Raw genomic sequence first — 26,436 nt, 5'->3', positions numbered from 1 at the left:
GCAACCATGCAAGTAAAGTTTTGCTCCCCTCGGCGCGGAGCCGGCGGCCCACCGGGCAGGGTCACCGCCGGACGTGTTGACGTACGGCGACGGAGTCTCCACACTTGCACAAGTGAACAGTCATTCAGTTGTTTCCTTGCGACCCGACCGCGACTGCTCGGTCACGGTGGTCGACGCCGAACGGGTGGCCGGCGTCCGGGACGCGCTGCCCGCGGACGAGTCCATCGAGGAACTGGCCCAGATCTTCGGGCTGCTGGCCGACCCCCGGCGGCTGCGGCTGATCGCCGCCCTGCTCGAAGGCGGCGAGATGTGCGTGTGCGACCTGACCGCGCTCACCGGGCACAGCATGTCGGCCGCCTCGCACGCGTTGCGGCTGCTGCGCGCCAAACGGGTGGTGAAGGTGCGCCGCAGCGGCCGGATGGCCTACTACCGGCTCGCCGACTCCCACGTGCGGATGCTGCTGGACGTGGCCCTCGCCCACATCAGGCACGAGCGGGGAGAGCGCGATGACTGACCTGCACACCCCCGGCGTGCACGACGCCGGCGAGCCCGGCCCCTCCGCTCCCCGCGGTCGCGGACATGGACACGGTCACGGCCACGGGCACGCCGTCAGCGCCCAGGCCGACCGCCGCTACCTGACCGGCGCGCTCGCCCTGATCGTCGTCTTCATGGCGGCCGAGGTGGTCGTCGGCGTCATCGCCCGTTCCCTCGCGCTGATCTCCGACGCCGGGCACATGCTGACCGACGCCTTCGCCATCGTCTTCGCCCTGGTGGCGATGCGGATCGCCGCCCGCCCGCCGCAGGGCGGCTTCACCTACGGCCTCAAACGCGCCGAGATCGTCTCCGCCCAGCTCAACGGCATCACCCTGCTGCTGCTGGCCGCCTACTTCGTCTACGAGGGCGTCCATCGCCTCATCGACCCGCCGCAGGTCGCCGGCGGCTACATGCTGGCCACCGGACTGGCCGGCATCGCCGTCAACCTCGCCGCGGCCTGGCTGCTGCGCAGGGCCGACCGCTCCAGCCTCAACGTCGAAGGCGCCTTCCAGCACATCCTCAACGACCTGTACGCCTTCATCGCCACCACCGCCGCCGGGGCGGTCATCATGGCCACGGGCTGGGCGCGGGCCGACGCCGTCGCCGCGCTGGTCGTGGCCGCCCTGATGCTCAAGGCCGGCTGGGGTCTGGTGCGCGACGCCGGCCGCGTCTTCATGGAGGCCGCCCCCGTCGGCGTCAGCCCCGCCGAGATCGGCCGGAGGACCGCCGCCCTGCCCCACGTCGTCGAGGTCCACGACCTGCACGTGTGGGAGGTCACCTCCGGCTATCCGGCGATGTCGGCCCACATCCTGGTCGTCCCGGGGGCCGACTGCCACGCCGTACGGCAGGCCGTCGAGCGTCTCCTGCACGACGACTACGGCATCGGGCACACCACCCTGCAGGTCGACCACGCCACCTCCGAGCCGCACGCCGACGACCCCGGCGCGTTCCACTGCGCGGATCCGCACGGACCCTCCCACCGCTCCGACGGCCCGCCGTCTCCCGAGACTCCGCCGAGCGCACCGGGCGGGGTCCCCGCCTCCGGATGAGCGGAACCCGGCGCGGCGTTCCTCCCCGGCGTACGTCTACAGGGCACGCCCGGCCCGCCGAGGTCACCGAGGTAGGACGTCCTCCCGGGTCGCGGCCTCGGAGACGACCGGATGCGAGGGCCACGGCCGCGCGTCCGCCGCGCGACTCCGACGCCGTACTCGGCGAGATCGCCGCACGCACGGCAATGCGTCAGGATATCCTGACGTTCATGACATTCAAGAGCCCGGACATCCCCGGCCACGAGGGCTTCGCCGCCCCGGTGCTCCCCAATGGGGATCTGGCCTCATCCGCCGGCGCCTTCACCAGGACCTTCGTCGGCTACCAGGCCGGATGTTCCTGCGGATGGACAGACCAGCGCCGGTTCCCGCCCACGGAGGAGGGGACCAAGGAGACGGAGTACCGCTGGTGGAGCAGGCACGCCGCTCCGCTGCTCGCCGCCGCGCCCCCCGGCGAGCTGGTGACCACGTCGAATCTCCTGTGCGAGCGGATCGTCAAGCTCGCCGCCGAACGTCCTCTCGCCGCCCTCACACTACTGTCCCAGGTGGAGAGCTGGCACCGCACCCTGCTCGACCAGGTCGTCGCCGGCGCCCGGGAGACCGGCGCCTCCTGGGCTCAGGTGGGGGAGGCGATGGGAATCTCCAAGCAGAGCGCCCACGAACGGTTCAGGGCACACGTCAGCACGTGACGCGACCCGTCGGGCGCCTTCCCTGTGCCGGCCGGGGCGGCGTGGCCGGCACCGAGGCGTCGCGCGCTCTCAAACCCTGAGCGGGCGCAACGCCGTGCTCCAGGAGACGACCTGGTCGAGCAGCCCGTCCAGCGCGTCCTCCTGGTGCGCGGCGGGCTTGAAGACGGTGAAGTCCTCGAAGTCGCTGCGCAGCAGCAGCTCCACGGCCATCTGGACGTCGGCCACCTTGACCTGGCCGAGCACCTGCCGGAGGTGCTCGGCCGCCCGCACGCCGCCACTGACGCCGTAGCCGACCACGCCCGCGGCCTTGTCGTGCCACTCGGCGAACAGGAAGTCGATGGCGGTTTTGAGCACGCCGGTGGTCGAATGGTTGTACTCGGGGGTGACGAAGACGAAGCCGTCGAAGCCCGCGACGGTGTCGGACCACGCCTTGGTGTGCGGGTGCTCATAGACCCCGCCGGCCGCGGGGAGCGGCTCGTCGAGGTGGGGAAGGTCGTAGTCCTTCAGGTCGACCAGCTCGTAGTGCGCGTCGCCGCGCCTGACCGCGCGGTCGTGGACCCAGCGGGCGACGGCCTCGCCGTTGCGTCCCGGCCGCGTGCTGCCGATGATGATGCCGATCCTGATCACTTCTCCACCTTCAGTACGATTTTTCCGCGGATGTCGCCGCGCTCCGCGGCTCGGTGCAGGTCCGCCAGGGACTCCAGCGGACGGACGTCCGCCCTGACGTCCACCACGCCCTCATCGATCAGCGCCACCAGCTCGGAGAGCTGTCCCGGATCGTTGCGGGTCACGAACCGGACGGCGCGCGGATGCTCGATCGGCTCGGTCACCGAGACGAACTCCCCGGCCAGCTCCGTCACCGAGCCGGGCACGCCGGGCACCAGGTTGATCAGCACGTCGTTGCCGCCCGGCAGGGGATCGGCGGTGTAGTCGACGATCTCGTCGGCGCCCAGCGCCCGCACGGCGGCGGCGCTGCGCGCACTGGCGGTCGCCACCACGTGCGCGCCCGCGTGCTTGGCCAGCTGTACGGCGAACAGCCCGACGCCGCCGCCGGCCCCGTTGATCAGCACCCGGGTGCCGGGGTGGACGCGGGCGTGCTCGAAGACCGCCTGCCACGCGGTGAGCCCGGCCACCGGCACGGCGGCCGCGTCCGTCAGTGGGATCCGCTCCGGCGCCCTGGTCAGCACGCTCGCCCTCACGACCGCGTACCCGGCCGCCGCCCCCTCGATGAGCCCGATCACCCGGTCGCCGGGGGCGAGGCCGTCCGCCCCGGTGACCACGGTGCCCGCGACGTCCGCGCCGAGCGTGTACGGGAGCGTGACGCCGAGCACGTCGTGCAGCAGGCCCCTCCGCAGGCCCACCTCCGAGGGGTTGAACGACGTCGCGACGACCCTGATGAGCACCTCGCCCGGCCCTGGCCTCGGCACCGGCACCTCGTCCAGCGAGATCACCGAGGCGTCGCCGTACTCGTGGATGCGGGCGGCCCGCATGGTGCCGGGAAGGTCCGCGGCGTGTTCGCCCGCCCGCGTCTCGGACTCGCTCAAGGGTGCTCCGACGGCTTTTCGGCTCACCGGGGGACGACCGGTCGCACCGGCTGCCCCATCGACCGGGGATTCTGTCATGCCGTCAACCATAGGAGCCGTGACAGAGGCACCCAATGCGCTGCTGTCTGTGATTCATACGCGATCGTCTTGCTGATTAGACTCATGTCATGGACGTGCTGAGCGACGTGGTCGCCTCCATGCGCATGGGCGTGCCGCGCTCGGCACGCGTCGAGTGGGCGGCGCCGTGGGGGCAGCGGTTCCCGTCGGTGCCCGGTTCGGCGGGTTTCCAGGTGGTGCTGCGGGGTTCGTGCTGGGCGATCCCGCCGGAGGGCGAGCCGATTCCGGTCGCGCCGGGCGACGTGCTGTTCTTCCCCCACGGGCACGGCTACGCGCTGGCGGACTCGCCCGCCACCCCCGTCGCGGAGCCCGACTGCGACCCCCACGCTCCCGCCGGACTGTTCGCCTCGGCCTCCATGGAGGGTGCCGGGCCCGTCACCGTGACGCTCTGCGGCGGTTACCGGCTCGACCCGAACCGGGCGCATCCGCTGCTCACGGGGCTGCCCGAGATGATCCACCTGCCCGCCAGGCTGGGGCACGACACCGAGCTGCGCGCCGCCGTCGAGCTGCTCGGCAAGGAGATCGAAGCCCCGCGGCCGGGCGCGGACCTGGTGGTGCCGGCGCTGCTGGACACGCTGCTGCTGTACATCCTGCGCGCCTGGTTCGACGCCTCGGTGGAGCACTGCAGGGCCGACGGCTGGGCCGCCGCGCTGGCCGACCCGGCCGTCGGCGCCGCGCTCGACGGCATCCACCGCGACCCCGCCCACCCGTGGACGGTCGAGTCGCTCGGCCGCCGCGCCGGGCTGTCCCGCGCGGCGTTCTCCCAGAGGTTCACCCGGTTCGTCGGGCAGCCGCCGCTGACCTATCTGACCTGGTGGCGGCTGGGTACGGCCGCGCGCATGCTGCGCGACTCCGACGCCTCGCTGAGCGAGATCGCCGCCGTCGTCGGCTACGGCTCGGAGTTCGCCTTCGCGAACGCCTTCAAGCGCGAGTACGGCATGGCCCCCGGCAGGTACCGCCGCCTGGGCTGCCCCTCGCCCACGGGCTGAGCGGCACCCGGCGTCCTTCCGGTCCCGGGGCCCGCGGTGACGGCCGCCGAGGCGTCCGCCGTCAGAGGGCGTAGGGGCCGAAGCGGCCCCACGCGATGACCGCGGCCAGTGCGAGCAGCACCACGTTGACGGCGATGGCCGCCGGCTCCCCGCGGCGGGCGTGGGTGGCGGCGGCGGCGAGCATGGTGACGGCCAGGCCGGTGGCGGCCAGCGGGGTCAGGATCGGGGCGATGCCGGTGACGGCGGGCAGGATCAGGCCGAGGGCGCCGAGGAGTTCGGCCGCGCCGATCAGGCGGATCCGGGTGAGGGTGAAGTCCTCCACCCACGGCGCCATGGGGCGCAGTCCCTCCTTGGACCGGGTGGCGTGCATGATCCCGGCCAGGCCGAAGACGGCGGCCAGGAGGGCCTGCAGTACCCACAGGAACACGTTCACGTCGATTGCTCTCTTTCCTTCAGGTTCTTGGCCTGGTGGCGGGTTCGCGGGTCAGTAGCGGCCGAGGGTGCCGCGGCGCCGGGCGAGGTCTTCGAGCCGGTCGAACAGGACCACCCCGCCCACCGTGATGAGCAGCGGCTGGGCCAGCAGCCAGCCGAGACCCCATCCGGTGGGGAGGGCGGCCAGGGAGTGCCCGCCGAGCAGGATGTCGCGCATCGCCTCGATACCGGGCGCGATGGGGACGACGAGCCGGCTGAGGAAGGCGACCGGGTCGGGCATGGCTGCCAGGGGGACCAGGGTGCCGCCCGCGATGGCGTAGACGGCCACGGACAGCTGAGTGATGATCTCGATGCGTTTGAACACCAGGGTCAGGCCGCACAGGATGAGCGCGAGCCCGCAGGTGCCCAGCACGATGGCGGCCAGCGGCACGACCACCTGCGCGTCGAAGGGCGGTCGCCCGCCCTGGAGGATGATCGCGGTGGCGCCGGTGGCCAGGACGGCCAGCGCGGTGGGCACGGCCGCGATCACGGCGGCGACCTGGCGGCCGAGGACGCGCGCGGCCGAGGGCAGCGGGGTCAGATAGGTCTGTTCCAGCACGCCGGACTGGATGTCGCCCAGGTAGCTCCAGAACACCCGGTTGACCTGCTCGTGGATGAAGGTCAGAGCCACCATGCCGAGAAGCACCGGCGGCAGCAGATCCGCACGCAGCTGCCCGCGCCCCATGAACAGCACGATGAGCAGGTAGAACAGTGGAAACGTGATCATTTCCATCAGGGTTTCGCGCCACCCGGCGAGCAGGTTGAGCAGGCCCTTGCGGACCTCGGCGGCGAATCCGCGGACGAACGTCATGACGACTCCAGGGCTCGTCGGTGGTTGCGGGCGAACAGCAGGCCGGCGACGGCGACGAGGGCGAGGGTGTGGGCCAGCAGCCAGGGCAGTGCGCCGCCGGCCCAGACCTCGGCCAAGGTGCGGTCCTCGAACAGCGTCTGGGTGAGCGCCTCGACGCCCAGCGTGGTGGGCAGGAGCCTGGCCGTCGCGGCCAGCCAGTCCGGATACAGGTTCAGCGGCAGGAACGAGCCGTTGAGCAGCAGCACCAGCGAGGTGAACAGCGACTGCAGGGCACCGATCATCGGGGAGACCAGGGCGAGGGCCGCCAGCAGGAAGGTGAAGGCCAGCGCGTTGATCATCAGAAGTACGGCGGGCAGGAGCGCCGCCCAGCGCAGGGGGACGGCGATCCGGGCCAGGAGCATCGGGACGAGGGCGGCGACGGCGGCCACGGCCAGCCCGAACAACGAGGCGGTGATCAGCCGGCCGAGCATCGGCAGCCACGGGGGCGCCGGGCTCATCCGGGACTGGGCGAAGGTGCCCGCGCGTTTCTCCTCGATGAGGTCGGCCACCATCACCAGGCCGGCATACTGCAGGAACCAGTAACCGCCGATCGCGACCAGGGTCGGCGGCAGCAGGTCCTGGCGCAGTTCGCCCTGGCCCAGGACGAACTGCAGGCCGAGGTACATCACGGTGCTGATCAGCAGCGTGACGACGTGCCCGATCGGGTGGGCGAGCTGGACGCGCAGACCCTTGCCGATCTCCGCGCGCAGAACGTCAGCCGGCATGGGAGGGCTCGTTCACCAGGGCGAGGAACACGTCCTCCAGGCCGGGCTGGATCTGGGTCAGCGACTCCAGTACGGCTCCGTGCGCGCGCAGCCGCTCGACCACCTCGTACACCTCGCGCGGATCGCTCACCCGCACGCTGATGACGGTGACGCCGTCACGGGTCACGGTGTCGAGGCCGGGCGGGGCCGTGCCCTCGACGCGGATCTCGTACCGGTCGCGTTCGCGGAAGCGCGCCAGCAGCTCGCGGGTGGGCAGGTCGGCCACGAGCCGTCCCTGCCGCATGACGGCCACCCGGTCGCACAGCTCCTGGGCCACGTCGAGCTGGTGGGTGGTGAGCAGGACGGTGGTGCCGAGCTCGCGGGCCTGCTCGGCGATCCGGTTCTTGACGGTACGGGTGGCCTCGACGTCCAGGCCGAGCGTCGGCTCGTCCAGCAGCACGATCGGCGGGTCGGCGATCAAAGCCGCGGCGATCGCGACCTTCTGCTGCATGCCCCGGGAGAAGCCGCCGACCTTGTCGTGCCGGCGTTCCCACAGGCCCAGATCGGCCAGCAGGTCCTGTGCGCGCTCGGCGACCCGGGCCTTGCGCAGGCCCTTCAACCGGCCGAAGTACATCAGGTTCTGCCAGGCGGACAAGCTCCAGTAGACGTTGCGGGAGCCTTCCAGCACGGCGCCGAACTGCGCCATCGCGGACGAACGCTGCCGGGCCACGTCGAAGCCGCCCAGCCGGACCCGGCCGGAGGTGGGCGTCAGCAGGCCGGCCAGCATCTTGATGGTCGTGGTCTTGCCGGCGCCGTTGGGGCCCAGGAAGCCGAAGACCGATCCGGCCGGAACGCTCAGGGACACCTCGTCGACCGCCCGGACCCGCGCCGAGCCGTACACCTTGGTCAACGCGTCGACCTCGATCATGTCATTCCCCGGGGGAGGGAGGGTCGTCGTCACTGGTCCTCATCTCTAGAGTTGACTTCTAGCGAACGAATCTAGAGATAGACTCTAGCCATGAGCGGTGTCAAGCAACCCGGCAAGCGGGCGCAGAAGGCCCAGGAGACCCGGCGGCGCATCCTGTCGGCGGCTCTAGAGCTGTTCGTGCAGGACGGATACGGTGCGACGAACCTTCAGGACGTCGCCGACAAGGCCGGGGTCGCGGTGCAGACGATCTACTTCGTCTTCGGCAACAAACGCGTCCTGCTGAAAGAGCTGGTCGACGTGACGATCGCGGGCGATGACGAGCCGGTGGCCACCATGGACCGGCCCTGGTACGTCGACGCGCTGGCCGCCGGCACCGCCCACGACATGCTGTGCGCCTACGTCGCGGGCACGACCTCGATCTTGGAGCGGGCGGCGCCGATCGGCAGGGTCCTGGACGGAGCGTGCGCGAGCGATCCCGAGGTCGCCGCGCTGTGGCCCCGCGACGTCGATCCGCGGTACGTCGTTCACGAGAGGGCGGCCAGGGCGCTCGTCGGCAAGCCCGGCGCACGGGCGGAGGTGCCGGCGGAGGAGGCCGCCGACCTGCTCTACGGGCTGCTCAGCCCCGAGCTGTACCTGTTGTTCGTGCACACGCGCGGCTGGCCGCGCGAGCGCTGGGAGCGATGGGCTCTCCGGACCCTGCGCGCCCAGCTCTGCTCGGATCAGGGCCGCTGACGGCGCGGCCGGGGGCCGTGTCCCGGCCGCGCCCGGCCCGTGCGCGCCCGATCCGTGCGCGCCCGATCCGCGCGCGGCCGATCCGGGCGCGGCCGGGACGGACGGCGCGCGGGCGGGGGAGGCTCCGCGTCAGGCCCTGCGGCGGAGGACGCAGAACTCGTTGCCCTCCGGGTCGGCGAGGACGACCCACGGGACGTCGCCCTGTCCGACGTCGGCGGGCGTCGCGCCGAGGGCCCGCAGCCGGGCCACCTCCGCCGCCTGGTCGTCACCGGGGTACGGCAGCAGGTCGACATGGACGCGGTTCCACGCGGTCTTCCCGCCGGGCGTCACGCGGAGGAACTCCAGATACGGCCCGACGCCCCTGGAGGAGCGGAGCCTCGCGTGGTCGTCGGTGACCTCGTGCAGCGTCCAGTCCACCGCCCGGTCCCAGAACCTGGCCATGGCCCGCGGGTCCGCGCAGTCGACCACCACCGCGGCGATCGGGCCGGTGTCCCGGTAGATCTCCCGGGGCTCCAGCACGCAGAACACGTTGCCCTCCGGGTCGGCCAGAACCGTCCACGGGACGTCACCCTGGCCCACGTCCGCGGGCGTCGCGCCGAGTTCCTTCAGCCGCGCCACCAACTCGGCCTGATGGGCCGCGGAGGTGGTGGCGAGATCGAGGTGCACGCGGTACTTCACCGTCTCGGGGTCCGGGACGGCGACGAGGTCGATGTAGAAGGCGGCGGGATCCGGCCAGGTGAAGCCCAGGGGTTCGAGGTTGGTCACGCCGGGCCCCTCGCTGGAGACGCCCCAGCCGAGCGCCTCCGCCCAGAACCGGCCGAGCGCCGCGTCGTCCCGGGCCTTGAAGTTCACCTGGATGAGATTCAGTGCCATGCCGGCCACCTATTCCGGGGTACCACCGGAATACGGCAGAAACAGGCCACGGGTTGCGTTAGGAGCTGGCCAGCGGCGGTCGCGGCGTCGTCGTGCTGCGCGAATCTCGGCGTCGGCGATGTCGTCGTTCAAGAGCGTGTAGAGCTGGGTGGTCTCGGTAGAGGCCCTCCGCTCCCGAAGATGTCCCGAGCCCCAAAGTAGGTTGATCGCGCCTGTCAGCCGAGTCCGGTGAGTCGGCAGAGTGCGGTGAAGCCGTCGTCGTTGCCGGGCCAGTTCGGATGGTGTCCACGGATCTTGGCCTTGCACTCGGTACCTAAGTACAGGTTTACCGTCGAGGTATGACACAGCACGTTGGTCTTGACCTGGGGTGGGCCCCCTCTGCCTGCACGCTGCCCACCGCCGAGCAGCCGCTTCGCGTGGCCGAATTCGATGCCTTGTTCACCGAGACGGTGCAGGGCGTGACGCGGCCGGAGCACACCCGGCTGCGCCTGGAGCTCGTCTTCAGCCGGGACAACGCCGCCCGGGCGGCAGAGCTGGCCGCGCGGGAGAACGGCTGCTGCTCCTTCTTCACCTTCACCCTCACCATCGCCGACGGCACCCTGGCGCTGGAGGTGACGGTGCCGACCGAGCACGTCGACGTGCTGGACGCGCTGCAGGACCGCGCGGACGCCACGGCCGCGCGTTGAGCCGGGAGACGATGGCGATGGACCGAATCAGCCGCGAGGACCTGTTCGCACTCCTGCAGGACGGGGCCGTGCAACTGGTGGAGGCGCTGCCGGTCGAGGCCTTCGCCGCCGAGCACCTGCCCGGCGCGCGCAACGTGCCCGGCCAGGTGTCGGCCGAGCTGGCAGCACAGGTCGCCCCCGATCGGGCGGCCACGGTGGTGGTCTACTGCTCGGGCCGGTACTGCAACAGGTCCGAGATCGCCGCTGCGGCGTTCGCCCGGCTGGGTTACGCCGACGTGCGCGTGTACGTCGGCGGCAAGCAGGACTGGGCCGAGGCGGGGCTGGCGTTCGAGGGCCACCGCGCGGGCGCGACGACAGGCGCGGGTGCCGCAGCGGGGCGGCCGTGGTGAAGCAGGACATCGCGCTGGGTGAGTGCGGGCCGTACTTGCGCAGCGGCCAGGTCGCCGAGCGGGCCGGGGTCAACCTGCAGACGTTGCGCTATTACGAACGCCGCGGGCTGATCGCCGAACCGGCGCGCAGCCCCGGCGGGCACCGCGCCTATCCGCCCGAGACCGTCACCCTGCTGACGGTGATCAAAGCCGCTCAGCGGCTCGGCTTCACGCTGGAGGAGGTGGCCGAGCTGATCGACACCGGGCGGCGCGGGCACCCCACCCCGGACCTGCGAGCCCGCGCCCAGGCCAAGATCGCCGAGGTGGACGCGCGAATTGCCGACCTGGCCACCATCCGCGCCGCGCTCACCGCAGTGGTCAGCGCGGGCTGCGACAGCCTGACCCACTGCACCTGCCCCGACTGTCCGTTGCCGTTCGCTGACCTGGCCGCCGACCACGCCACTGACCGCATCCCCGAGGAGAACTGATCACGTGAGTGCCGAGCACGACCACCGCGCACCGACCGCTCTTCCCCTGATCACCTCCGGTAGCGGACCGGGCGAGCCCGCCACGACCGGCGGGCTGCCGCTACGCAGCAAGGCCGCCGCCGCCCTGGCGGTGCTGGCGTGCGCGGCCTGCTGCGCCCTTCCGCTGCTGATCGGGGCCGGGCTGCTCACCGGCGCCGGAGCCGCGCTGGCCGAACAGACCCTGCTGGCGATCGCCGGCGTGCTGCTCGCCGCCGCGGCGCTCATATGGTGGTTGTACCGGCGCGCCTCGCGCCGGCGCTCCGTAGCTGCGGGAAGCTGCGGCTGCGGCGGAGGGTGCGGATGCTGAGCACCCGCCCCATCGTGCCACCTGCAGCGACCCCGCCGGGCCCCTGTGGGTCGGGCGGCCTGCGGGATGCGCTGTTCTACCTGCCATGACGATCATCCGCTCACTGCTGTTGTTCGCCCTGGCCGCGCTCGCCGAGATCGGCGGCGCGTGGCTGGTCTGGCAGGGCGTGCGTGAGCAGCGCGGCCTGGCCTGGATCGGCGCCGGCGTCATCGCCCTGGGCCTGTACGGCTTCGTCGCCACCCTGCAGCCGGACGCCAACTTCGGCCGCATCCTGGCCGCCTACGGCGGCGTCTTCGTCGCCGGATCGCTGGCGTGGGACATGGTCGTCGACGGGTTCCGGCCCGATCGCTGGGACGTCATCGGCGCGCTGGTCTGCCTGGCAGGAGTCGCCGTGATCATGTACGCGCCGCGCGGCTGAACCGCGCCAGCCACAACTCCATCGAAAGGGTGTCGGGTTTAGGTGATTTCCCGACACCCCCGCAAGCGCAGCTCACGGCCGCCCGAAAACCGGACATCGGGGGATGGAATACCTCGTCGGGCGGGTGATTCCAAGCTGAAATTGACGACAGGATTTCCCGACAGGTAGGGGTACCACCGCAATACGGCAGAAACAGGCCACGGGTTGCGTTAGGAGCTGGTCAGCGGCGGTCGCGGCGTCGTCGTGCTGCGCGAATCTCGGCGTCGGCGATGTCGTCGTTCAAGAGCGTGTAGAGCTGGGTGGTCTCGGTAGAGGCGTGACCGAGACGTCGTCGGACGGCTTCGATGGAGACGCCAGCGTTGATGAGTTCGGTGGCGTGCGCGTGACGGAGTTGGTGGATGTCGATCTCGACCCCGGCCGCTTCGCAGTAGTTCTCCCACCGATGGTGGGCGGCGTCGTAGGACAGGGACCCGCCGGAGCCGTTGATGCTGGCGCGGAACGCGGGCCCGTACCGGTAGCTGGCGCGGGTCAGGTAGAGCTTGAGGAGGACGACGTAGCCGCGGTCGTCCAGGAGCACGGTGCGGACGGTTCCGCCTTTGCCGTGGATGCGGACGTGTTCGTCGTCTTGGCGCAGGTCGAAGTCGTCGATGTCCAGGCCGCACGCTTCGGCGGCACGGGATCCGCACACGTAGATCGTCTCGAACAGCACGCGGTCACGGAGACGGTCGAGCGGCAGGTCCTTGCGCGGCCGGCGGCTGCAGATCGAGTTGAGCACCTTGGCGACGTCGGCGGCCGCGGCGGGCCGGGGCAGGGTCTTGTGCACCTTGATGGTGTCGATCTTGTCCATGGGGTTGGTGTCGAGGCGGTCCTGGCGCACAGCCCACCGGCAAAAGGAGGAGACCGCGGCCCGCTTGCGTTTGCGGGTGGAGGCCGACAGGGCGCCGATGTCGGCGAGGAACGCCCGGATGGGTGCGGCGGAGATGTCAGAGACCTGGCCGTCGTGGTGGGCGGTGAACTGCAGGAGGTCTCCGCGGTAAGCGCGCAGGGTCTGCGGCGAGGCGTTGGCGTTCTTCAGGTCGGTGAGGAAGTCGTTCAAGTGGATGGCGAGGGGATGGTCGCGGCCGAGCTGTTCGACGATCACCGGATCCATGCCGCGCCTCATTCGCCGAGTTGCCAGATAACCGGGAATCGAGCGGTCCGCGCCAGGCGGACCGCTCCTAGCTCACGATAGGCGTGCGATCTTGTTCTTGCCGGATAACCAAAGTTATCCCGCAACCATCATGGCCTCTCACCCGAGTCGGTGCCACCAGCCGCAAAGTAACTCTGCGTAATGACAGCGCCGGTGTGCGGTTCACAGATGGCTGTCTTGCATGATTATTGTTGTTGCACATAGATCGCGATAAGGTCTGGCACGACAAGGAGATCACCATGGGTCAGTACACCCTTCCGGATATGCCCTACGACTACGCGGCCTTGGAGCCGGCGATCACCGGGGAGATCTTGGAGCTGCACCACGCCAAGCACCACGCCGCCTACGTCAAGGGCGCCAACGACACCCTGGAGAAGCTGGCCGAGGCACGCGACAAGAGCGAGTTCGGCGGCCTGGTCGGGCTGGAGAAGACCTTCGCCTTCAACCTGTCCGGGCACGTGCTGCACTCGATCTTCTGGCAGAACCTCTCCCCCGACGGCGGCGACCGTCCCGACGGCGAGTTGGGCGAGGCGATCGTCGAGCACTTCGGCTCGTTCGAGGCTTTCCAAAAGCAGCTCAGCACCGCCACCGCGACCGTGCAGGGCTCGGGCTGGGGCATCCTGGCGTGGGAGCCGCTGGGCCGCCGCCTGGTCGTCGAGCAGGTCTACGACCACCACGGCAACGTCGGCATGAACACCACCCCGCTGCTGGTCTTCGACGCCTGGGAGCACGCCTACTACCTGCAGTACCGCAACGTGCGCCCCGACTACGTGCAGAAGCTGTGGTCGCTGATCAACTGGAACGACGTCATCGCCCGCTTCGACGCGGCCAAGGGCGCCTGACCTCATGACCGCGGCGCCCGCCGTCCGTCCTTCCTTGATGAATGGTCCAACCGGACGGCCGGGCGTCGCCTCCTTCCACATCCAGATAGTCGGCCCGAAGGCCGCTCGCCGGTTTCTCGTGGCCGTGGCCGATGTGGGTGAGGAGGTCTTCACCCGGCCGCCCTGGTGCGAGCCGGCCGCCCACGCCCGCGGCGTCGCGGCGCGCCTGCTCGCCGACAGCCGCCGCCCCGGCTTCGTCCTGGCCCTGGCCGGCGAGGGGGAGGAGGTGTACGGCTTCGCCTACGGACACCGCTGCTCGACACTCACCAGGCTGGCCTCACGCCCGGCCGCCGACGTCTTCACCCTCAAGGAACTCGCCGTCCTGCCCGGCCTGCGCGGCCGCGGGATCGGCGCCGCCCTCCACGACACCCTCCTGGACGCCGCGGGCGACGGACCACGATGGCTGGCCACCCACCCCGCCGCGACAGCGGCACTCGGTCTCTACCGCAGTAGAGGATGGCGAGTGATAGCCCTGCACAACGCCTGCGGACAGACCCGTCTGATCATGCGCAAAGCCAGAGGTTAGCGCTGTCCTCGTTCGACGAGACGTTTACCCCGATCACCATTCGCAGAACTCCTCTCACGGCCGGAACGTTCTGACATACGGTGCTGATCTGCGCAAACACTCTGCTTTGTGGCCAGTGACACGGACCCGAGCGACGAGCCCTCACGGGGCGAAAAGAACGCGGGATTCCAGATCGAGGTGCGTGGTGGGGGCGGCGGCCGGCGGAGTGAGGTTGAGGATCCAATTACCGAACCGGCGGATGACATGGGTGATGTAGGGCGAGATGGTGGCCAGGTCGTCGGGGTCGATGGGGCGACCTTCAGCGGCGATGGCGTTGGCGGCGTCGGTGATGTCGCAGGCGGTGGAGTAGATCACGCAGTTGGCCAGCAGCTCGTTGAACTTGATGATCTTCTCGTGGTAGTCAGGGTCGTTGTGGCCGATGAGCTTACCGCCGAACATGAGCCAGTCGGCGAAGCCGTGGAAGGCCTCGTTGCGGTTGGTGACCTGGGTGATCTGCTCGCGCAGGTCCGGGTCGGATAGATAACGCAGCAACGTGATGGTGCGCACGGCGCGGCCGAGTTCGCGGAAGGCGCGGTAGAGGCGGTTCTTGCGCGAATGGTTGCCCAGGCGCCGCAGCAGGGTGACCGAGGAGATCCGGTTCTGCCGGATAGAGATCGCGGTGCGCAGCAGGTCGCTCCAGTGGGTCTCGATCAGAGCCCAGTCGATCGCCTCGTCGCCGAACAGCGAGTCGATGTGCTGGTAGGTGGCCTGCGGGGTAGGCCGGTAGAAGATCAGGTCGTGCCAGTTGCGGATGCGCGGCAGCAGGTCGAATCCCAAGAGGGCGGCGAGCCCGAAGACGGGCAGCGATTGGCCTTGGGTATCGGCGTGGATGGTGTCGGGCTGAATCTCCGAGGCGTTCTTCAGCAGGCCCTCGATGATGTAGACCGCCTCCCACACCCCGCACGGGATGAAGTGGGAGAACAAGGCGACATAGGTGTTGGAGATGTGCCGGTAGGCCAGGCCCCCATAACCGCCGTAGCGGATGTGGGATTCGGCGAGCAGGTTGTTCTCCCACGTCTCGACCTGAGAGCCGTCGGCGGCCACCGTCTTGCCATCGCCCCACACCGAGGTGATGTCGAGCCGGTTGAACGCGTTGATCACCGTGGAGGACGCTTTGGCGACCTTCTCGCTGGTCGCGTGCTGATTCGCCCCCCGGGCGAGTTCGGCGGCGCTGACCTTGCCGCGCATGTGCGCGGCGACCTGGGCCGGACCGAGCAGCGTGCCGTAGGTGAACACCGTCAGCACATACCGGCCAAGCGCTTCGGAGATCTTCGGGTCGGAGCCGGAGGCGGGCCCGAAGTGGTGGTGCCAGCCCAGCTGGTAGGCGGTGCGGGTGAGGATGTCCAGCAGGTCCCGCTGCGGCAGCCGGTCATGCACGGCCTCCTCCAGCTTGAGCGCCTCCTTGCTCCGCTCGGTCCCCTTGCGGCGGCGCAGAACGGGACGCCCGCCCTCCAAAACGAGATCGGTGTTGCCCGGGTAGCCGGCGTCCACCGCCGCGGCGGTCTCGGCCAAGAGCTTCTTGTAGTGGCCGGTCAACTCAGCCGCGTCGGCCGGGAGACCGGCCTCGGCGCAGAACTCCTCCACCAGCGGCGCGCACTCCTGCCAGGGCATGAGCTGGTCTTGCAGGTTGGCGTAGGAGTCCGACCCGGCCACCGCGATATCCCCCGACCGCAGCTCCGCCGCAAGGTAGGAGAACACACACACCTCCAAGTGGCGGCGCACCAGCATCCCCGGCAGGGCCGGGTCTTTGAGGATCTTCCGCCACATCGCCGAGGCGAACGCCTCCACCTGCACCGACAACGTCACCGTCTCCGCGGCGCCGTCCAGGCCCTCCCGCTCCACCGTGATCCGATCGGGGACGAACGCGGCGCGGGCGTTGCGCTGGGCTTGCAGATACTCCACCGCGTCCAAGACGCTGCGATCGGCGTTGGTCGACTCCAACTCGATCGACTCCACCAGGGTGAACAGCGCCGAGCGGTGCGAACGGTAATGCGCCTCCAGCAGCGGCAGGTAGTTGTTGCCGTGATGCGCCGACACCGCCTCATGCGCGGCCGCCAGCGCCTCCAGACCGCCCGCCTGCTCCAGAGCTTTTAACACCAGCCGCCCGGCCCGCTCGGCCACCGCCTCCCGGACTCCGCCGCCTTCCACCACGCCTATGACCGAGTTACTGAGCTGCTGCTCAGCGGGCGCGACGGCCTCCCGGACACCGTCCAGGACATCACCGAACACGCCCAGGAGTCGCTCGGACTCCGCGCGATGGATCTCCCGCAGCGCCTCCAGCTGATCGCGGCCCTTCTTGTGGATCGCCGCGATCCGCTTGCAGAACATCGTCACCACGTCGTCTCGCACCCCGGTCCGCACCGTGTGCAGCAGACTGACGATCAGCGTGAGCCGCTTGTCCTCATCGGCCACCTTGCGCAGATCCGCGACGTCGGTCACCCGCGCCTCACCCGCGAAATGCGCGACCTTGCCCGGCGGGACCCCCTCCAGCCAGACCTCCGTGGGGCCGAGCGCGTCCAGGTCCCGCAGGAACGCCAGACGGCCCTTGAACTTGCCCAGCGACGCGGCCTGCGCCACATCCTTCAACCCGTCGTACTCGCTGCGCCGGGTGACCGGATTGACCACCAGCAGCCGACCCAGCCTCGCCCGACCGGCCGCGTCGACCCGACCGGACACCAGCGAGAAGAACCCGCGGTTCACCTCCGTGCGGATCTTCTTGGTTAGCTCGTCCAGCGTCGTGTAGCCGGGCAGCTCGCACCGCGCGCGGACCAACTCGTCCAACGCCACGTTGATCAAGTCAGCCGGGTTATCCTTCGCCTGCGCCGCCTTGCGGATCGCCTCGGCCGCCACCGCCCGTACCCCGGCCGCGTCGTAGGCGACGCCCATCCGAGTGCGCACGTAGCTCCGGTGCCGCGTGGCCGACCGCTCCGCGGCCTCGGCCAGCACCACACCCTCCGGCAAGCCGACCACATCGCGGATGTGCTCGGCGACCACCGTCGGCACCTCGGCCAACTTCGGGAAGTACCCCAGCCTCTGGTAGGCCTTCAACCACACCAGCAAGGCCAACAGAGGCTGATCATCGTGTGTCTTGCCGCGGGCCCACTCCACCTCGCCGTCCGACGGAGTGAACACCTCCGCCAGCTCCCGCGCCGACACCGCACGTGTGAACCTCGGGTACGCCGTCCGGTCGATCGATGCCACCCGAACCCCCGGAAACCGCCACCAACCAGCGCGAACCCCAGGATTCTAACGACCAATGATCAACCCTGTGGCCTGTTTCTGCCGTATTCCGGTGGCACCCCATTCCGGGCGGAAGGCCGGGCTCTCCGCGAAGCCGTACGGTCCCCGCGCGGCGCGCACCCCCCAACCTGTACGGCCCGCAGCCCGGGTGCGCCCCTTACTTCCCTCTCGCCCGCGATGCAACTCCGGCGTTGACAGGATGTTGATATTCACGGGCAACTTGCTGACTCGGCTTTTTCTGGAATGTCCGCAGTGAATGGCGCAAAGTTGTTCTTGTAAGGGCGAGCGATCGCCGGAGAAGAACAGAGAAAAGCCAGAGAAGGCAAGAGAGAAGGAGCAAGGAATGCAGAAGACCGGTCTTTTCGCCAAGCTGGGTGTCGCCGCCGCCGTCGCGATGGGCGGCCTGGCCCTGGTGTCGCAGCCGGCGGCCTTCGCCGCCGCCGCCCCGGCTTTCTCGGTGACGCCGGCCACCGGCCTGTCGGACGGCGCCTCGGTCACCGCCTCCGCCACCGGAGCCGCGGCCGGGGAGCAGATCACCATCCTGCAGTGCGCCACCGTGAAGGACCAGCTGGCCTGCAACCCGGCGACGGTGAAGACGGTGGCCGCGGACGCCGCCGGCTCGGCGAGCACCTCGTTCGTGGTCAACAAGGGCTTCCAGGCCGTCACGCCCGACGGGGCGGCCGTGGGCTCCGTGGACTGCGCGGTCACGGCCTGCTACGTCAGCGCCGGGAGCCCGAACGGCCTCCTGGGGTCCACGCAGCTGTCCTTCCGCTGACCTCCACCCATCCGGATCGGGGAATCCTCCTCCGGCCGGCCGGGAAAAGGGACGCACATTGAAACGGCACTTGACTGAATAAGTAAATATTTCACGAAATGAGCGAGAAAGGAGTCCGAGTGCGAAAGCGCGGCCGCCGGGAGAGTCCCCGGCGGCCGCCGGCGCGCGGCCGTCCGGACGACCGCGCGGGTGCCGCTCCCAGCCGGGAGCGGCGGCCGTCGGACACGTCGGACACCGGGCCCGTCCGGCCGGCCGGCTCGGCGGCCCCCGTCAGGCGGTGAGGCCGGGGGACCCCTCCCGGCCGAAAGCGATCACGATGTCCCTACCGTTGGCGTAGCTGACCACGGGCCTGCCCAGCGCGTCTCCCACCCTGCGGGCCACGCGCTGGAACAGCTCCACCATGTCCGGGGTCTCGGCGGTCACCCGGAACCGCCCGCTCGCCAGGAGGTGCTCGGTGACGAGCGGGGAGAAGGCCGCCTCGCTCCGGGCCATCTCGTCCGCGTCGAGCGGAGTGTGCCGGGGCACTGGCTGTGTGGCGGGGGAGTGGGGGGTCATCGGTTCTCTCCTCGTGGTCGACGTCACCCCAGGATGCCACCCGGATCACCGCCCCGGGCCGCCGGGGAATCGGCGGCCACCCGGGACCTCCGGCCACGGGCACGGCGCCGGCCCGGGAGGCGCCGCCGTCTAGGCGGGATCACCGCCGCGCCGGGGCATCGTCCCGGCGTACCGGCGGACGATCGGCTCCAGATAGTCCACCCGCGGCCCGCCGAGACCGGCCAGCTCGGCCGGGGAGCGGACCAGGGCGATGCGGTCCAGCTCCGGCACCCGGCCCAGCGCCCTCTCCGAGGCCACCACCGCCGCGAACCGCTCACGCAACAGCGGCTCCGGCCGGGGCGGCGCGAGGAACAGGACGCCGGCACCGCCGTCTCCGCTGCGGATGACGGACCACAGTGTCAGTTCGTCCGGCGCCGTGTCCAGGCCCGTCTCCTCGGCCAGCTCCCGGACGGCGTGCCGGGTGAGCGCGGCCAGGTCGAGGGGCTCGGCGTCCCCGGGCGGCTCGGCCGATCCGCCCGGCGGCTGCCAGCGGCCGGGCGCGGCGGTCGACGACGACATCCGCCCCACCAGCAGCCGGCCGTCGTCGGTCGGCTGCGCGACGGTGACGAAGAGGGGCGGCAGCCGTGCGGTGGCGCCCGGGACCCGGCGCAGGGCGTTGCGCCGGTAGGTGATCCTCGCCCAGGTCAGGACCACGTTGCGCGGCCCCTCCCACGTGAGCCCCGTCAGGGCCGCCACCGGCCCGTCGAAGAAACTCGGGTTGGCCCGGACCGCCTCGTCCCAGGCGCGGTCCATGGCCGCCCGCTCCCCGGGCGGCACCGGGGGCGCGGGGATCTCGACCAGACGGATACGGTGCACGTCCAGGAGCGCGGCGCCGCGCCGCGGCGATGACTCGGTCACCGCACAATGCTGGCACACGAGGTTTCACCTCTCCTGCGGCTCGGCGCGGGACGGGGCGGCCTTCCGAGGACGTCACCGTCCTCGGAAGGCCGCCCCGTGGCGGAGCACGGCCCCGGGTCGCGATCGCCGCGGGGCGTGACCGGTCCGGCCCCGGCCGCGGCCCGGCGCGCCGGTCGCCCGTGGCGGTGACGACTCCGGCGGGCGAGGGCCCGCCCGGGTGTCAGGCGCGCCAGCCGCCCTCGTCCACCCCGCCCGGCACCCCGGCAGCCGGGTCGTAGGGGGTGCGGGTGAAGACGAAGGTGTTCAGATCGAGGTGGCTGACCGTGCCGTCCGCGCGGCGCACCAGCCGCAGCGTCTCCCCGGCGTAGTAGCCGTCCAGGCCGATCCAGGTGCCGTCGGCGCGGGCGGTGAACCGCGAGGCCCGGCCGGGGCCGCCGACCGGCGACAGCGACAGGTCCCGTCCGCCCAGCAGGCGCAGCGCGTAGGCGGCCGGCCCCCAGTACCACGGACCGGTCAGCTCCAGCAGGGCGGGATCGGCGGCCGCCGGCTCCCACTCGGCGGGCAGGCGCGGCTCGTGCTCGTCGAGGATGGCCAGCAGGTCCGTCGTCAGGGCCCGGCTGGCCCCGGAGGTGGCGTTGGTCAGGAACAGCACACCGGTCGCGTCACCGGGATCGGCCCACACCGAGGCCAGGAAGCCCGGCATGGAGCCGCCGTGACCGGCCAGGCGGCGGCCGCCCGCGCGGGCCAGCTGCAGGCCCAGGCCGAAGCCGCCGGTCCAGGCGTCACCGTCGTCGACGGTCGCCGGCTCGCGCATCTCGGCCAGGGTGTCGGCGCTCAGCACGTCACCGGTGTCGCCGGCCAGGAACGCCGCCCACCGGGCGAGGTCGGCGGGGGAGGACCACATCTGCCCGGCCGGGGCCAGGGCCCCCGCGTCGTGCTCGGGCTCGGGCAGCAGCACGTCGGCCCACGGGTGGACGGCGAAGCCGGTCGCGTGCGGGGCGCGGGGCCGGGGTGTGGTGTCGCGCATGCCCAGCGGCTCCAGCACCTCCTCCCGCACGGCCCGCGCCCAGTCCGTCCCCCGGTGACGGGCGACCATCTCGCCCAGCAGGGCGAAGCCGAGGTTGGAGTAGTGGAAGCGGCGGCCGGGACGGTGCCGGGCGGTCTCCGGGCCGAGCACGGCCAGCAGCTCCTCCACCGGCATTCCCGGGGTGCGCTCCCACCACTGACCCGGTGGCTCGGCGGTCAGCCCCGCGGTGTGCGACAGCAGCTGGGCGATGCTCACCTCGCCCACCGGCGTGCCGGGGACGTGCTTGCCGATCGGGTCGAGCAGGGCGATCCGGCCCTCGTCACGCAACCGCATGACGACGACGGCGACCATGCTCTTGGTGATGGAGCCGATGCGGTACTGGGTGGCCTCTGTGGGCGCGGCGCCGTCCACCCGGCCGCGGAAGCCGAACCAGGCCGGCCTCCCGTCGCGCACCACGGCGGCCGCCAGAGACGGCAGCCGCGAGTCGGCCTGCTCCTGCGCGATCCTGTGCAGCAGGGCGCGGGCCGTACCCTCCAGAACCGGTGCCACCATCTGCTCCCTTCCACGTCCTGACACTGATGAGGTCCCAGGCTAGGCCATGCGCGCCCGCCTGAGCGGCCGGGATCTCCAGGCCGGGACGCGGCGGGTGACGGCGTTTCCCGGATGTCACGCTTCGGCGAAGCGCCGGGCCAGGCGGGCGAAGGCGTCCCTGAGCTCGGCCGGGCCGACGACCTCGACGTCGGCGTCGAACCTGCCGATGGCGGAGGCCAGGGCGATCCACGACCACGACCCCAGGACGAGACGGCAGCGGCCGGGGCCGAGCTCCTCGACGACTCCGTCCCGGATATGGCGGGACACGGCGGCGGCGGGCAGATCGAGGATCACCTCACCGCGGCACGGCCAGTCGGCGGAGACGTCGTCCGAACCCCTGAACCTGGCGGTCACGAAGGCGGACACCGTGCCCCCGGGCGGCTCGCGGGGCGTGAAGCGGGGCCCGGCAGGGGTGCGCGGGGTGATCCGGTCGACGCGGAAGATGCGCCAGTCCTCGCGGTCGAGGTCCCAGGCGACGAGGTACCAGCGCCCGCCCCGGGTGACGAGGTGATGGGGCTGCGTCCGCCGCGGCGGCGCCGGCGGGCCGCCGTCGTCGCCCGCTCCTGAGGCGTAGTCGAAGCGCAGCTCCTCGCGGGCGTGGACGGCGGCGCCGAGCGCCATGAGCACGTCGCCGCCGGCCTGCGGTTCCGGCCGGGGCTCCGGCCGCTCGGCGGCGGTGACCCGGAGGGCGTCGACGCGGTGGCGCAGCCGTGCGGGCATGAGCCGGCGGACGGTGTGCAGGGCGCGTGCCGCACCCTCCTCGATGCCGGCGCCGGCGCCGGCGCCGCCGGTGGCGGCGAGCCGGAGGGCGATGGCCAGGGCGACGGCCTGCTCGTCATCGAACAGCATCGGGGGCAGCTCTGCGCCGGCGTCGAGCCGGTACCCGCCGTCGGGCCCCCGGAAGGTCGTGATGGGGTAGCCGAGCTCGCGCAGGCGGTCGACGTCACGGCGTACGGTGCGGGGGCTGACGTCCAGCCGCTCGGCCAGCAGCCCTCCCGGCCAGTCCCTGCGGGTCTGGAGCAGTGAGAGCAGCGCCAGCAGCCGCGCTGAGGTCTTCGGCACATCATCCATCCTGCCGGACGAAGAGGACACGACCTGTCCGCTTCTCCCGCGGCCGTCTTCCCCGGCCGGGGAGGTCCGCGACCGGTGGTGCCGATCCCGTGGTGGGGCGGCGGTTCCCGCCGCTCCGGCTCAGGAGGTCAGCCGGAACCGCCTGCGGTAGGCGGTGGGGGTCAGTCCGGTGCGCCGCCGCAGCTGGGCCCGCAGGTTCGCCGCCGTCCCCAGGCCGCTGTCCCGCGCCACCGCCTCCATCCGCTGCTCGCCGCGTTCGATCAGCCGGCACGCCAGCGTGACGCGCTCGGCGGTGAGCCAGGCCAGGGGAGTGGTGCCGAGCTCGGCCTGGAACCGCCGGTGCAGGGTGGCCGGGCTGACCGCGGCGCGCCCGGCCAGATCGGTCACGGTCAGCGGCCGGTCCAGGTGCCGCCGTGCCCAGGCCAGCACCGGAGCCAGGGAGGCGTCCGGTACGGCGGGCACGGGCCGTTCGACGAACTGCCGCTGGCCGCCGTCGCGGTGGGCGGCGAAGACCAGTCGCCGGCTCACCGCGTTGGCCACCTCCGCGCCGTGGTCGCGGCGGATCAGGTGCAGGCCGAGGTCGAGCGCGGCGGCGCTGCCGGCCGCGGTCAGCACGTCGCCGTCGTCGACGAACAGCACCTCCGGTTCCAGGCGGACGGCGGGATGGCGGGCGGCGAACTCCCCGGCCCAGCGCCAGTGCGTGGTGGCCCGCCGCCCGTCGAGCACGCCGGCGGCGGCCAGGGTGAAGGCGCCGGTGCAGAAGCTCACCAGGCGGGCGCCGCGCGCCGCGGCCCGCCGTACGGTCTCCAGCACCGCCGGGTCCTGCCCGGCCAGCGGGTCGGGCCGGTTGGGCACGATCAGGGTGTCGGCGCCGTCGGCGGCGGCGAGCCCGGGGATCTCCGACAGCGTGAAGAACCCGTTGTGCATCGGCACGGCCGGCGTCGCGGCGCACAGGGTGAAGTCGTACCAGAGCCGCTCCAGCTCCGGCCGGCGCAGCCCGAACAGTTCGGTGGCCACGCCCATCTCGAACGGGTTGGACCCAGCATCGACGATCATGACCACCCGGTGCGGCCGTCCGGCCGGGCCGTGCGAGGATTCATGCGGCATATGCGATTCCTAGCACTCGCCGTCGCGGGTCGCCACCGGCCACGATGGCCGCATGACACGTGAACCCATCGACCTGGGGGCCGCGCTGGCCTCCTTCGACCGTCTGTGGAGCCCCCGGATCGTCACCCGGGTCAACGACTACGACGTGCGGGTGGCCAAGGTGGCCGGTGAGCACGTCTGGCACGCCCACGACGACACCGACGAGTTCTTCCTGGTCCTCGCGGGGGAGCTGCGCATCGCCCTGCGCGACGGCGGGCCCGCCCCGGAGGGCTCCGGCTCGGACGGTCCCGGTTCGGACGGCTCAGGGGTGGGCGGCTCAGGGGTGGGCGGCTCAGGGGTGGGCGGCTCAGGGGTGGGCGGCGAGCGCGTCGTGGTCCTGCCCAGGGGCTCGGTGTTCGTCGTCCCGCGCGGCGTCGAGCACCGGCCGTCCTCCGACGGCGGCGCCTCGATCCTGATGTTCGAGCCGTCGGGCACCTCGAGCGTCGGGGACCGGCACGAGGAGGTTCCCGCCCACGTCGACGCCACCACCGGTCACGCTCTCGGCTGACGCCGCGCCGTTCCGGACGCCCTGGGCGCGCAGCCCGCCGGCGGCGGGCTGCGGGCGGCGGGCGGCGGCTGTCGTTCCACGGCGCGACGGACCGGATCAGGCGAGCAACCGGCCGACCAACCCGTCGAGGTAGTCAGGGGTGAGGGGGCCCAGGCCGAACAGGACGCGCATGTAGATCGGCGCCAGGAGGTGGTCCAGCACCTCCAGCGCGGCGGGCGGGTCCTCGCCACGGTCGCGGGCGCGGTCGAGCATGGCCTGCAACTGCCTGGTGCGGTCGGCCAGGAGGTCGTCGCGCACCTGAAGGCCCGGCTGACCCTCGCCTGACAGCGCGATGGTCAGCCGCACCACCGCCAGGCCGTCGGGTCCGGTGACCTCGCGGGCCACGGCGGCGGCGTAGGCGCGCAGGTCGCCGGCCAGGCTGCCGGTGTCAGGCATCGGTGACCGCGCGTTGAGCCGGGTCAGCAGCACATCGCCGAGCAGGGCCTGGAGGTTGCCCCACCGGCGGTAGAGGCTGGTGTCGGCCACGCCCGCGCGGGCCGCGATGTCGCCGACGGTGAAGTTTCCGTAGCCGCGCTCGCCGACCAGTTCGGTGACGGCCTGGTGCACCGCCGCGCGGACCCGGGCACTGCGCCCGCCGGGCCGTCTGCCCCGCCCCTGCTCATCCATACCCTCACCCTAACGCAGTCCAGACTTGCGTTAGAGTCTCTGCTAACGCAGCCAATGACTGCTTTTAGGAGAGATGTGCGGAAAGCTCTACTCACCCTGACCTGCGCGGGTCAGTTCATGGTGCTGCTCGACAACACGATCGTCGGCGCCGCCCTGCCCGACATGCAGCAGCGGCTCCACACCGGGCTGACCGGCCTGCAGTGGATCGTCGACGCCTACGTGCTGCTGGTGGCCATGCTGCTGCTGTCGGGCGGCGTCTTCGCCGACCGGTTCGGCCGCAGGCGGGTGTTCCTGACCGGGGTGGTGGTGTTCACGGCCGCGTCGGTGGTGTGCTCGCTCGCGCCCTCGATCGGCTGGCTGATCGCCGGACGGGTGCTGCAGGGCGTCGGGGCCGCGGCGCTGAGCCCCGCCTCACTGGCGCTGCTCACCGCCGCGTATCCCGCCCCGAAGGAGCGCGTCAGAGCGATCGGGTCGTGGGCCGGGTTCAGCGGCATCGGCCTGGCCGGCGGACCGCTGGCGGGCGGGATCCTGGTGGAGGCCTTCGGCTGGCCCGCCATCTTCCTGGTCAACGTGCCCATCGGGGCGGTCCTGCTGCTGGCCGGGCTGCGCGTGCTGGGGGAGTCCCGCAACCCGGGCGCGCCTCCGATCGACGTCCCCGGCACGGTTCTGTCCGCCGCGGGCGTGGGCGCCGTGACCTACGGCCTGATCGAGGGCGGTTCCCGAGGGTGGACCTCGCCGGTGATCCTGGGCGGCTTCGCCGCCGGGCTGGTGCTCCTGGCCGCGTTCGTCGTGGTCGAGAGTCGTGTGCCGACGCCGATGCTGCCGCTGCGGCTGTTCCGTCAGCGGCTGTTCACGGTGTCCAACACGGCGATGGTCGTGGTCGGGTTCGCCCTGATGGGGTCGTCGTTCTTCTTCTCCCAGTTCTTCGTCCACGTCCAGGGCACCTCGATCCTGGTCGCCGGGCTGCGTACCCTGCCCACCTCGCTGGCCATGGTGATCGCCAGCCCGTACGCGGGCCGGCTCGCGGCCAGGTACGGCTTCCGCGTCGTCGTCACCGCCGGCCTGGCGCTGGCCGGGCTGGGACTGCTGGCGCTGGGCTTCGTCCACGCCGATACCGGCTACGGAAACGTGTGGTGGCGGCTGGCGGTCGTCGGCATCGGGTTCGCTCTCACCATGTCGCCGCTGACCGGGGCCTCCGTCCAGGCGGTCAGCCCGCAGGAGGGCGGCCTCGCCTCGGGCGTCAGCAGCACCACCCGGCAGATCGGCGCGGTGCTCGGCGTGGCGGTGCTCGGGGCGATCGTCCACACGCGGGAGTCCGGCGGCGCCTCCTTCGAATCCGGCCTCGACAGCGCCTTCCTCACGGCGGGAGCCGTGACGCTGGCCTGCGCCGTGTTCACCGGCCTGTGGCTGACCGCGGCCCGGACGCCGGGGGACGTCCGGGCCGGACGTTCAGGAGGCCGAGCGGTCGGCGAGCCGCCGCTGACGACTCCTGCCGGCCGGCTCACGTCCTGAACCGCTCGGCGTAGGCCCGCCGGGCCGGCT

General features: G+C 71.7%; 30 protein-coding genes. 15 read left to right on the top strand and 15 right to left on the bottom strand.

What is annotated here, in order from left to right; genetic code table 11:
• Window positions 1–136: 136 nt before the first annotated feature.
• The 3 genes from ACFYSC_RS32430 to ACFYSC_RS32420 all read left to right on the top strand — a co-directional run bounded on the left by ACFYSC_RS32430 (window position 137) and on the right by ACFYSC_RS32420 (window position 2,269).
• Window positions 137–514 carry an ArsR/SmtB family transcription factor gene (locus ACFYSC_RS32430; RefSeq protein WP_389969213.1) on the top strand — a complete coding sequence of 126 codons (378 nt, stop codon included), beginning with the start codon at window positions 137–139 and terminating at the stop codon, window positions 512–514.
• A complete protein-coding gene (locus tag ACFYSC_RS32425; RefSeq protein ID WP_389969211.1) occupies window positions 507–1,583 on the top strand; it encodes a cation diffusion facilitator family transporter in 1,077 nt (358 codons plus the stop codon). The genes ACFYSC_RS32430 and ACFYSC_RS32425 overlap by 8 nt, the downstream gene beginning before the upstream one ends.
• Before the next feature lie 209 nt (window positions 1,584–1,792).
• Window positions 1,793–2,269: a hypothetical protein gene (locus ACFYSC_RS32420; RefSeq protein ID WP_389969209.1), complete on the top strand. Its 477-nt coding sequence runs from the start codon at window positions 1,793–1,795 to the stop codon at window positions 2,267–2,269.
• Between the two features lie 69 nt (window positions 2,270–2,338).
• Here the strand turns inward: ACFYSC_RS32420 and ACFYSC_RS32415 are convergent, their stop codons facing one another.
• Together ACFYSC_RS32415 and ACFYSC_RS32410 are read right to left on the bottom strand one after the other, a co-directional pair.
• Window positions 2,339–2,896, bottom strand: coding sequence for an NADPH-dependent FMN reductase (locus ACFYSC_RS32415; protein WP_389969207.1), 558 nt, complete (start codon window positions 2,894–2,896; stop codon window positions 2,339–2,341).
• Window positions 2,893–3,813: an NADP-dependent oxidoreductase gene (locus ACFYSC_RS32410; RefSeq protein ID WP_389969205.1), complete on the bottom strand. Its 921-nt coding sequence runs from the start codon at window positions 3,811–3,813 to the stop codon at window positions 2,893–2,895. Before ACFYSC_RS32410 ends, ACFYSC_RS32415 begins: the two co-directional genes overlap by 4 nt.
• Before the next feature lie 167 nt (window positions 3,814–3,980).
• On the opposite strand from ACFYSC_RS32410, the gene ACFYSC_RS32405 reads away from it, so the two are divergent.
• Window positions 3,981–4,919: an AraC family transcriptional regulator gene (locus ACFYSC_RS32405; protein WP_389969203.1), complete on the top strand. Its 939-nt coding sequence runs from the start codon at window positions 3,981–3,983 to the stop codon at window positions 4,917–4,919.
• Window positions 4,920–4,980: 61 nt separating this feature from the next.
• Here ACFYSC_RS32405 and ACFYSC_RS32400 read toward each other — a convergent pair whose 3' ends face one another.
• Genes ACFYSC_RS32400 through ACFYSC_RS32385 form a run of 4 tightly spaced genes read right to left on the bottom strand, consistent with a single transcriptional unit; the run spans window position 4,981 to window position 7,872 of the window.
• The gene (locus ACFYSC_RS32400) at window positions 4,981–5,352 is read right to left on the bottom strand and encodes a DoxX family protein (protein WP_389969201.1); all 372 of its coding nucleotides are present in this window, start codon (window positions 5,350–5,352) and stop codon (window positions 4,981–4,983) included.
• A 51-nt stretch (window positions 5,353–5,403) separates the two neighbouring features.
• Window positions 5,404–6,201: an ABC transporter permease gene (locus ACFYSC_RS32395; RefSeq protein WP_389969199.1), complete on the bottom strand. Its 798-nt coding sequence runs from the start codon at window positions 6,199–6,201 to the stop codon at window positions 5,404–5,406.
• A complete protein-coding gene (locus tag ACFYSC_RS32390; protein ID WP_389969197.1) occupies window positions 6,198–6,965 on the bottom strand; it encodes an ABC transporter permease in 768 nt (255 codons plus the stop codon). Before ACFYSC_RS32390 ends, ACFYSC_RS32395 begins: the two co-directional genes overlap by 4 nt.
• Window positions 6,955–7,872, bottom strand: coding sequence for an ATP-binding cassette domain-containing protein (locus ACFYSC_RS32385; protein ID WP_389969195.1), 918 nt, complete (start codon window positions 7,870–7,872; stop codon window positions 6,955–6,957). Before ACFYSC_RS32385 ends, ACFYSC_RS32390 begins: the two co-directional genes overlap by 11 nt.
• Window positions 7,873–7,962: 90 nt before the next feature.
• Here ACFYSC_RS32385 and ACFYSC_RS32380 point away from each other — a divergent pair, with 90 nt between their 5' ends.
• Window positions 7,963–8,604: a helix-turn-helix domain-containing protein gene (locus ACFYSC_RS32380; protein ID WP_362931708.1), complete on the top strand. Its 642-nt coding sequence runs from the start codon at window positions 7,963–7,965 to the stop codon at window positions 8,602–8,604.
• 129 nt (window positions 8,605–8,733) lie between these two features.
• Here the strand turns inward: ACFYSC_RS32380 and ACFYSC_RS32375 are convergent, their stop codons facing one another.
• On the bottom strand, window positions 8,734–9,477 hold the full coding sequence (locus ACFYSC_RS32375; RefSeq protein WP_389969193.1) for a VOC family protein: 744 nt from the start codon (window positions 9,475–9,477) through the stop codon (window positions 8,734–8,736).
• A 338-nt stretch (window positions 9,478–9,815) separates the two neighbouring features.
• On the opposite strand from ACFYSC_RS32375, the gene ACFYSC_RS32370 reads away from it, so the two are divergent.
• The 5 genes from ACFYSC_RS32370 (at window position 9,816) to ACFYSC_RS32350 (ending at window position 11,783) form a co-directional block, all read left to right on the top strand.
• A complete protein-coding gene (locus ACFYSC_RS32370; RefSeq protein WP_389969191.1) occupies window positions 9,816–10,163 on the top strand; it encodes a hypothetical protein in 348 nt (115 codons plus the stop codon).
• Window positions 10,164–10,180: 17 nt separating this feature from the next.
• Window positions 10,181–10,552, top strand: coding sequence for a rhodanese-like domain-containing protein (locus ACFYSC_RS32365; protein ID WP_389969189.1), 372 nt, complete (start codon window positions 10,181–10,183; stop codon window positions 10,550–10,552).
• Complete coding sequence (locus ACFYSC_RS32360; RefSeq protein WP_389969187.1) at window positions 10,549–11,019, top strand: MerR family transcriptional regulator; 471 nt, start codon at window positions 10,549–10,551, stop codon at window positions 11,017–11,019. The genes ACFYSC_RS32365 and ACFYSC_RS32360 overlap by 4 nt, the downstream gene beginning before the upstream one ends.
• A gap of 4 nt (window positions 11,020–11,023) precedes the next feature.
• A complete protein-coding gene (locus ACFYSC_RS32355; RefSeq protein ID WP_389969185.1) occupies window positions 11,024–11,365 on the top strand; it encodes a hypothetical protein in 342 nt (113 codons plus the stop codon).
• Between the two features lie 85 nt (window positions 11,366–11,450).
• Window positions 11,451–11,783 carry a YnfA family protein gene (locus ACFYSC_RS32350; RefSeq protein ID WP_389969183.1) on the top strand — a complete coding sequence of 111 codons (333 nt, stop codon included), beginning with the start codon at window positions 11,451–11,453 and terminating at the stop codon, window positions 11,781–11,783.
• A 220-nt stretch (window positions 11,784–12,003) separates the two neighbouring features.
• Here ACFYSC_RS32350 and ACFYSC_RS32345 read toward each other — a convergent pair whose 3' ends face one another.
• Complete coding sequence (locus ACFYSC_RS32345; protein WP_389969181.1) at window positions 12,004–12,933, bottom strand: tyrosine-type recombinase/integrase; 930 nt, start codon at window positions 12,931–12,933, stop codon at window positions 12,004–12,006.
• A 278-nt stretch (window positions 12,934–13,211) separates the two neighbouring features.
• On the opposite strand from ACFYSC_RS32345, the gene ACFYSC_RS32340 reads away from it, so the two are divergent.
• Together ACFYSC_RS32340 and ACFYSC_RS32335 are read left to right on the top strand one after the other, a co-directional pair.
• The gene (locus ACFYSC_RS32340) at window positions 13,212–13,814 is read left to right on the top strand and encodes a superoxide dismutase (protein WP_389969179.1); all 603 of its coding nucleotides are present in this window, start codon (window positions 13,212–13,214) and stop codon (window positions 13,812–13,814) included.
• 124 nt (window positions 13,815–13,938) lie between these two features.
• Complete coding sequence (locus ACFYSC_RS32335) at window positions 13,939–14,379, top strand: GNAT family N-acetyltransferase (protein WP_389969177.1); 441 nt, start codon at window positions 13,939–13,941, stop codon at window positions 14,377–14,379.
• Window positions 14,380–14,520: 141 nt separating this feature from the next.
• Here ACFYSC_RS32335 and ACFYSC_RS32330 read toward each other — a convergent pair whose 3' ends face one another.
• On the bottom strand, window positions 14,521–17,619 hold the full coding sequence (locus tag ACFYSC_RS32330) for a Tn3 family transposase (protein WP_389969175.1): 3,099 nt from the start codon (window positions 17,617–17,619) through the stop codon (window positions 14,521–14,523).
• 382 nt (window positions 17,620–18,001) lie between these two features.
• Here ACFYSC_RS32330 and ACFYSC_RS32325 point away from each other — a divergent pair, with 382 nt between their 5' ends.
• Window positions 18,002–18,433 (top strand): enediyne antibiotic chromoprotein, encoded by a 432-nt coding sequence (locus ACFYSC_RS32325; protein WP_389969173.1) that lies wholly within the window; start codon window positions 18,002–18,004, stop codon window positions 18,431–18,433.
• 270 nt (window positions 18,434–18,703) lie between these two features.
• On the opposite strand, the gene ACFYSC_RS32320 is transcribed toward ACFYSC_RS32325, so the two are convergent.
• From ACFYSC_RS32320 to ACFYSC_RS32300, 5 genes are all read right to left on the bottom strand, one after another.
• Window positions 18,704–18,988: a hypothetical protein gene (locus ACFYSC_RS32320; RefSeq protein WP_389969171.1), complete on the bottom strand. Its 285-nt coding sequence runs from the start codon at window positions 18,986–18,988 to the stop codon at window positions 18,704–18,706.
• A gap of 129 nt (window positions 18,989–19,117) precedes the next feature.
• Window positions 19,118–19,885 (bottom strand): NUDIX hydrolase, encoded by a 768-nt coding sequence (locus tag ACFYSC_RS32315; protein WP_389969169.1) that lies wholly within the window; start codon window positions 19,883–19,885, stop codon window positions 19,118–19,120.
• Window positions 19,886–20,105: 220 nt separating this feature from the next.
• A complete protein-coding gene (locus ACFYSC_RS32310) occupies window positions 20,106–21,464 on the bottom strand; it encodes a serine hydrolase domain-containing protein (RefSeq protein WP_389969167.1) in 1,359 nt (452 codons plus the stop codon).
• Window positions 21,465–21,578: 114 nt separating this feature from the next.
• Complete coding sequence (locus ACFYSC_RS32305; protein ID WP_389969165.1) at window positions 21,579–22,565, bottom strand: helix-turn-helix transcriptional regulator; 987 nt, start codon at window positions 22,563–22,565, stop codon at window positions 21,579–21,581.
• A gap of 129 nt (window positions 22,566–22,694) precedes the next feature.
• Window positions 22,695–23,681 carry a GlxA family transcriptional regulator gene (locus ACFYSC_RS32300; RefSeq protein WP_389969163.1) on the bottom strand — a complete coding sequence of 329 codons (987 nt, stop codon included), beginning with the start codon at window positions 23,679–23,681 and terminating at the stop codon, window positions 22,695–22,697.
• A 52-nt stretch (window positions 23,682–23,733) separates the two neighbouring features.
• Here ACFYSC_RS32300 and ACFYSC_RS32295 point away from each other — a divergent pair, with 52 nt between their 5' ends.
• The gene (locus ACFYSC_RS32295) at window positions 23,734–24,228 is read left to right on the top strand and encodes a cupin domain-containing protein (RefSeq protein ID WP_389969161.1); all 495 of its coding nucleotides are present in this window, start codon (window positions 23,734–23,736) and stop codon (window positions 24,226–24,228) included.
• Window positions 24,229–24,324: 96 nt separating this feature from the next.
• On the opposite strand, the gene ACFYSC_RS32290 is transcribed toward ACFYSC_RS32295, so the two are convergent.
• The gene (locus ACFYSC_RS32290) at window positions 24,325–24,894 is read right to left on the bottom strand and encodes a TetR/AcrR family transcriptional regulator (RefSeq protein ID WP_389969159.1); all 570 of its coding nucleotides are present in this window, start codon (window positions 24,892–24,894) and stop codon (window positions 24,325–24,327) included.
• 75 nt (window positions 24,895–24,969) lie between these two features.
• Here ACFYSC_RS32290 and ACFYSC_RS32285 point away from each other — a divergent pair, with 75 nt between their 5' ends.
• On the top strand, window positions 24,970–26,406 hold the full coding sequence (locus ACFYSC_RS32285) for a DHA2 family efflux MFS transporter permease subunit (protein ID WP_389969157.1): 1,437 nt from the start codon (window positions 24,970–24,972) through the stop codon (window positions 26,404–26,406).
• Window positions 26,407–26,436 lie beyond the last annotated feature (30 nt).

Origin of the sequence: Streptosporangium sp. NPDC004379, assembly GCF_042873875.1 — a bacterium.
Taxonomy (GTDB): domain Bacteria; phylum Actinomycetota; class Actinomycetes; order Streptosporangiales; family Streptosporangiaceae; genus Streptosporangium.
The sequence above is the reverse complement of the archived record's forward strand: the minus strand, read 5'-3'. Positions and strand labels throughout refer to the sequence as shown.

What these genes read in the sequence shown, in the direction of transcription:
- ACFYSC_RS32350 (WP_389969183.1), top strand. Translation starts at nt 11,451, where the DNA reads ATGACGATCATCCGCTCACTGCTGTTGTTCGCCCTGGCCGCGCTCGCC.
- ACFYSC_RS32375 (WP_389969193.1), bottom strand. Translation starts at nt 9,477, where the DNA reads ATGGCACTGAATCTCATCCAGGTGAACTTCAAGGCCCGGGACGACGCG.
- ACFYSC_RS32425 (WP_389969211.1), top strand. Translation starts at nt 507, where the DNA reads ATGACTGACCTGCACACCCCCGGCGTGCACGACGCCGGCGAGCCCGGC.
- ACFYSC_RS32380 (WP_362931708.1), top strand. Translation starts at nt 7,963, where the DNA reads ATGAGCGGTGTCAAGCAACCCGGCAAGCGGGCGCAGAAGGCCCAGGAG.
- ACFYSC_RS32320 (WP_389969171.1), bottom strand. Translation starts at nt 18,988, where the DNA reads ATGACCCCCCACTCCCCCGCCACACAGCCAGTGCCCCGGCACACTCCG.
- ACFYSC_RS32405 (WP_389969203.1), top strand. Translation starts at nt 3,981, where the DNA reads ATGGACGTGCTGAGCGACGTGGTCGCCTCCATGCGCATGGGCGTGCCG.
- ACFYSC_RS32390 (WP_389969197.1), bottom strand. Translation starts at nt 6,965, where the DNA reads ATGCCGGCTGACGTTCTGCGCGCGGAGATCGGCAAGGGTCTGCGCGTC.
- ACFYSC_RS32325 (WP_389969173.1), top strand. Translation starts at nt 18,002, where the DNA reads ATGCAGAAGACCGGTCTTTTCGCCAAGCTGGGTGTCGCCGCCGCCGTC.
- ACFYSC_RS32345 (WP_389969181.1), bottom strand. Translation starts at nt 12,933, where the DNA reads ATGGATCCGGTGATCGTCGAACAGCTCGGCCGCGACCATCCCCTCGCC.
- ACFYSC_RS32290 (WP_389969159.1), bottom strand. Translation starts at nt 24,894, where the DNA reads ATGGATGAGCAGGGGCGGGGCAGACGGCCCGGCGGGCGCAGTGCCCGG.
- ACFYSC_RS32370 (WP_389969191.1), top strand. Translation starts at nt 9,816, where the DNA reads ATGACACAGCACGTTGGTCTTGACCTGGGGTGGGCCCCCTCTGCCTGC.
- ACFYSC_RS32300 (WP_389969163.1), bottom strand. Translation starts at nt 23,681, where the DNA reads ATGCCGCATGAATCCTCGCACGGCCCGGCCGGACGGCCGCACCGGGTG.
- ACFYSC_RS32365 (WP_389969189.1), top strand. Translation starts at nt 10,181, where the DNA reads ATGGACCGAATCAGCCGCGAGGACCTGTTCGCACTCCTGCAGGACGGG.
- ACFYSC_RS32385 (WP_389969195.1), bottom strand. Translation starts at nt 7,872, where the DNA reads ATGATCGAGGTCGACGCGTTGACCAAGGTGTACGGCTCGGCGCGGGTC.
- ACFYSC_RS32295 (WP_389969161.1), top strand. Translation starts at nt 23,734, where the DNA reads ATGACACGTGAACCCATCGACCTGGGGGCCGCGCTGGCCTCCTTCGAC.
- ACFYSC_RS32340 (WP_389969179.1), top strand. Translation starts at nt 13,212, where the DNA reads ATGGGTCAGTACACCCTTCCGGATATGCCCTACGACTACGCGGCCTTG.
- ACFYSC_RS32395 (WP_389969199.1), bottom strand. Translation starts at nt 6,201, where the DNA reads ATGACGTTCGTCCGCGGATTCGCCGCCGAGGTCCGCAAGGGCCTGCTC.
- ACFYSC_RS32310 (WP_389969167.1), bottom strand. Translation starts at nt 21,464, where the DNA reads ATGGTGGCACCGGTTCTGGAGGGTACGGCCCGCGCCCTGCTGCACAGG.
- ACFYSC_RS32420 (WP_389969209.1), top strand. Translation starts at nt 1,793, where the DNA reads ATGACATTCAAGAGCCCGGACATCCCCGGCCACGAGGGCTTCGCCGCC.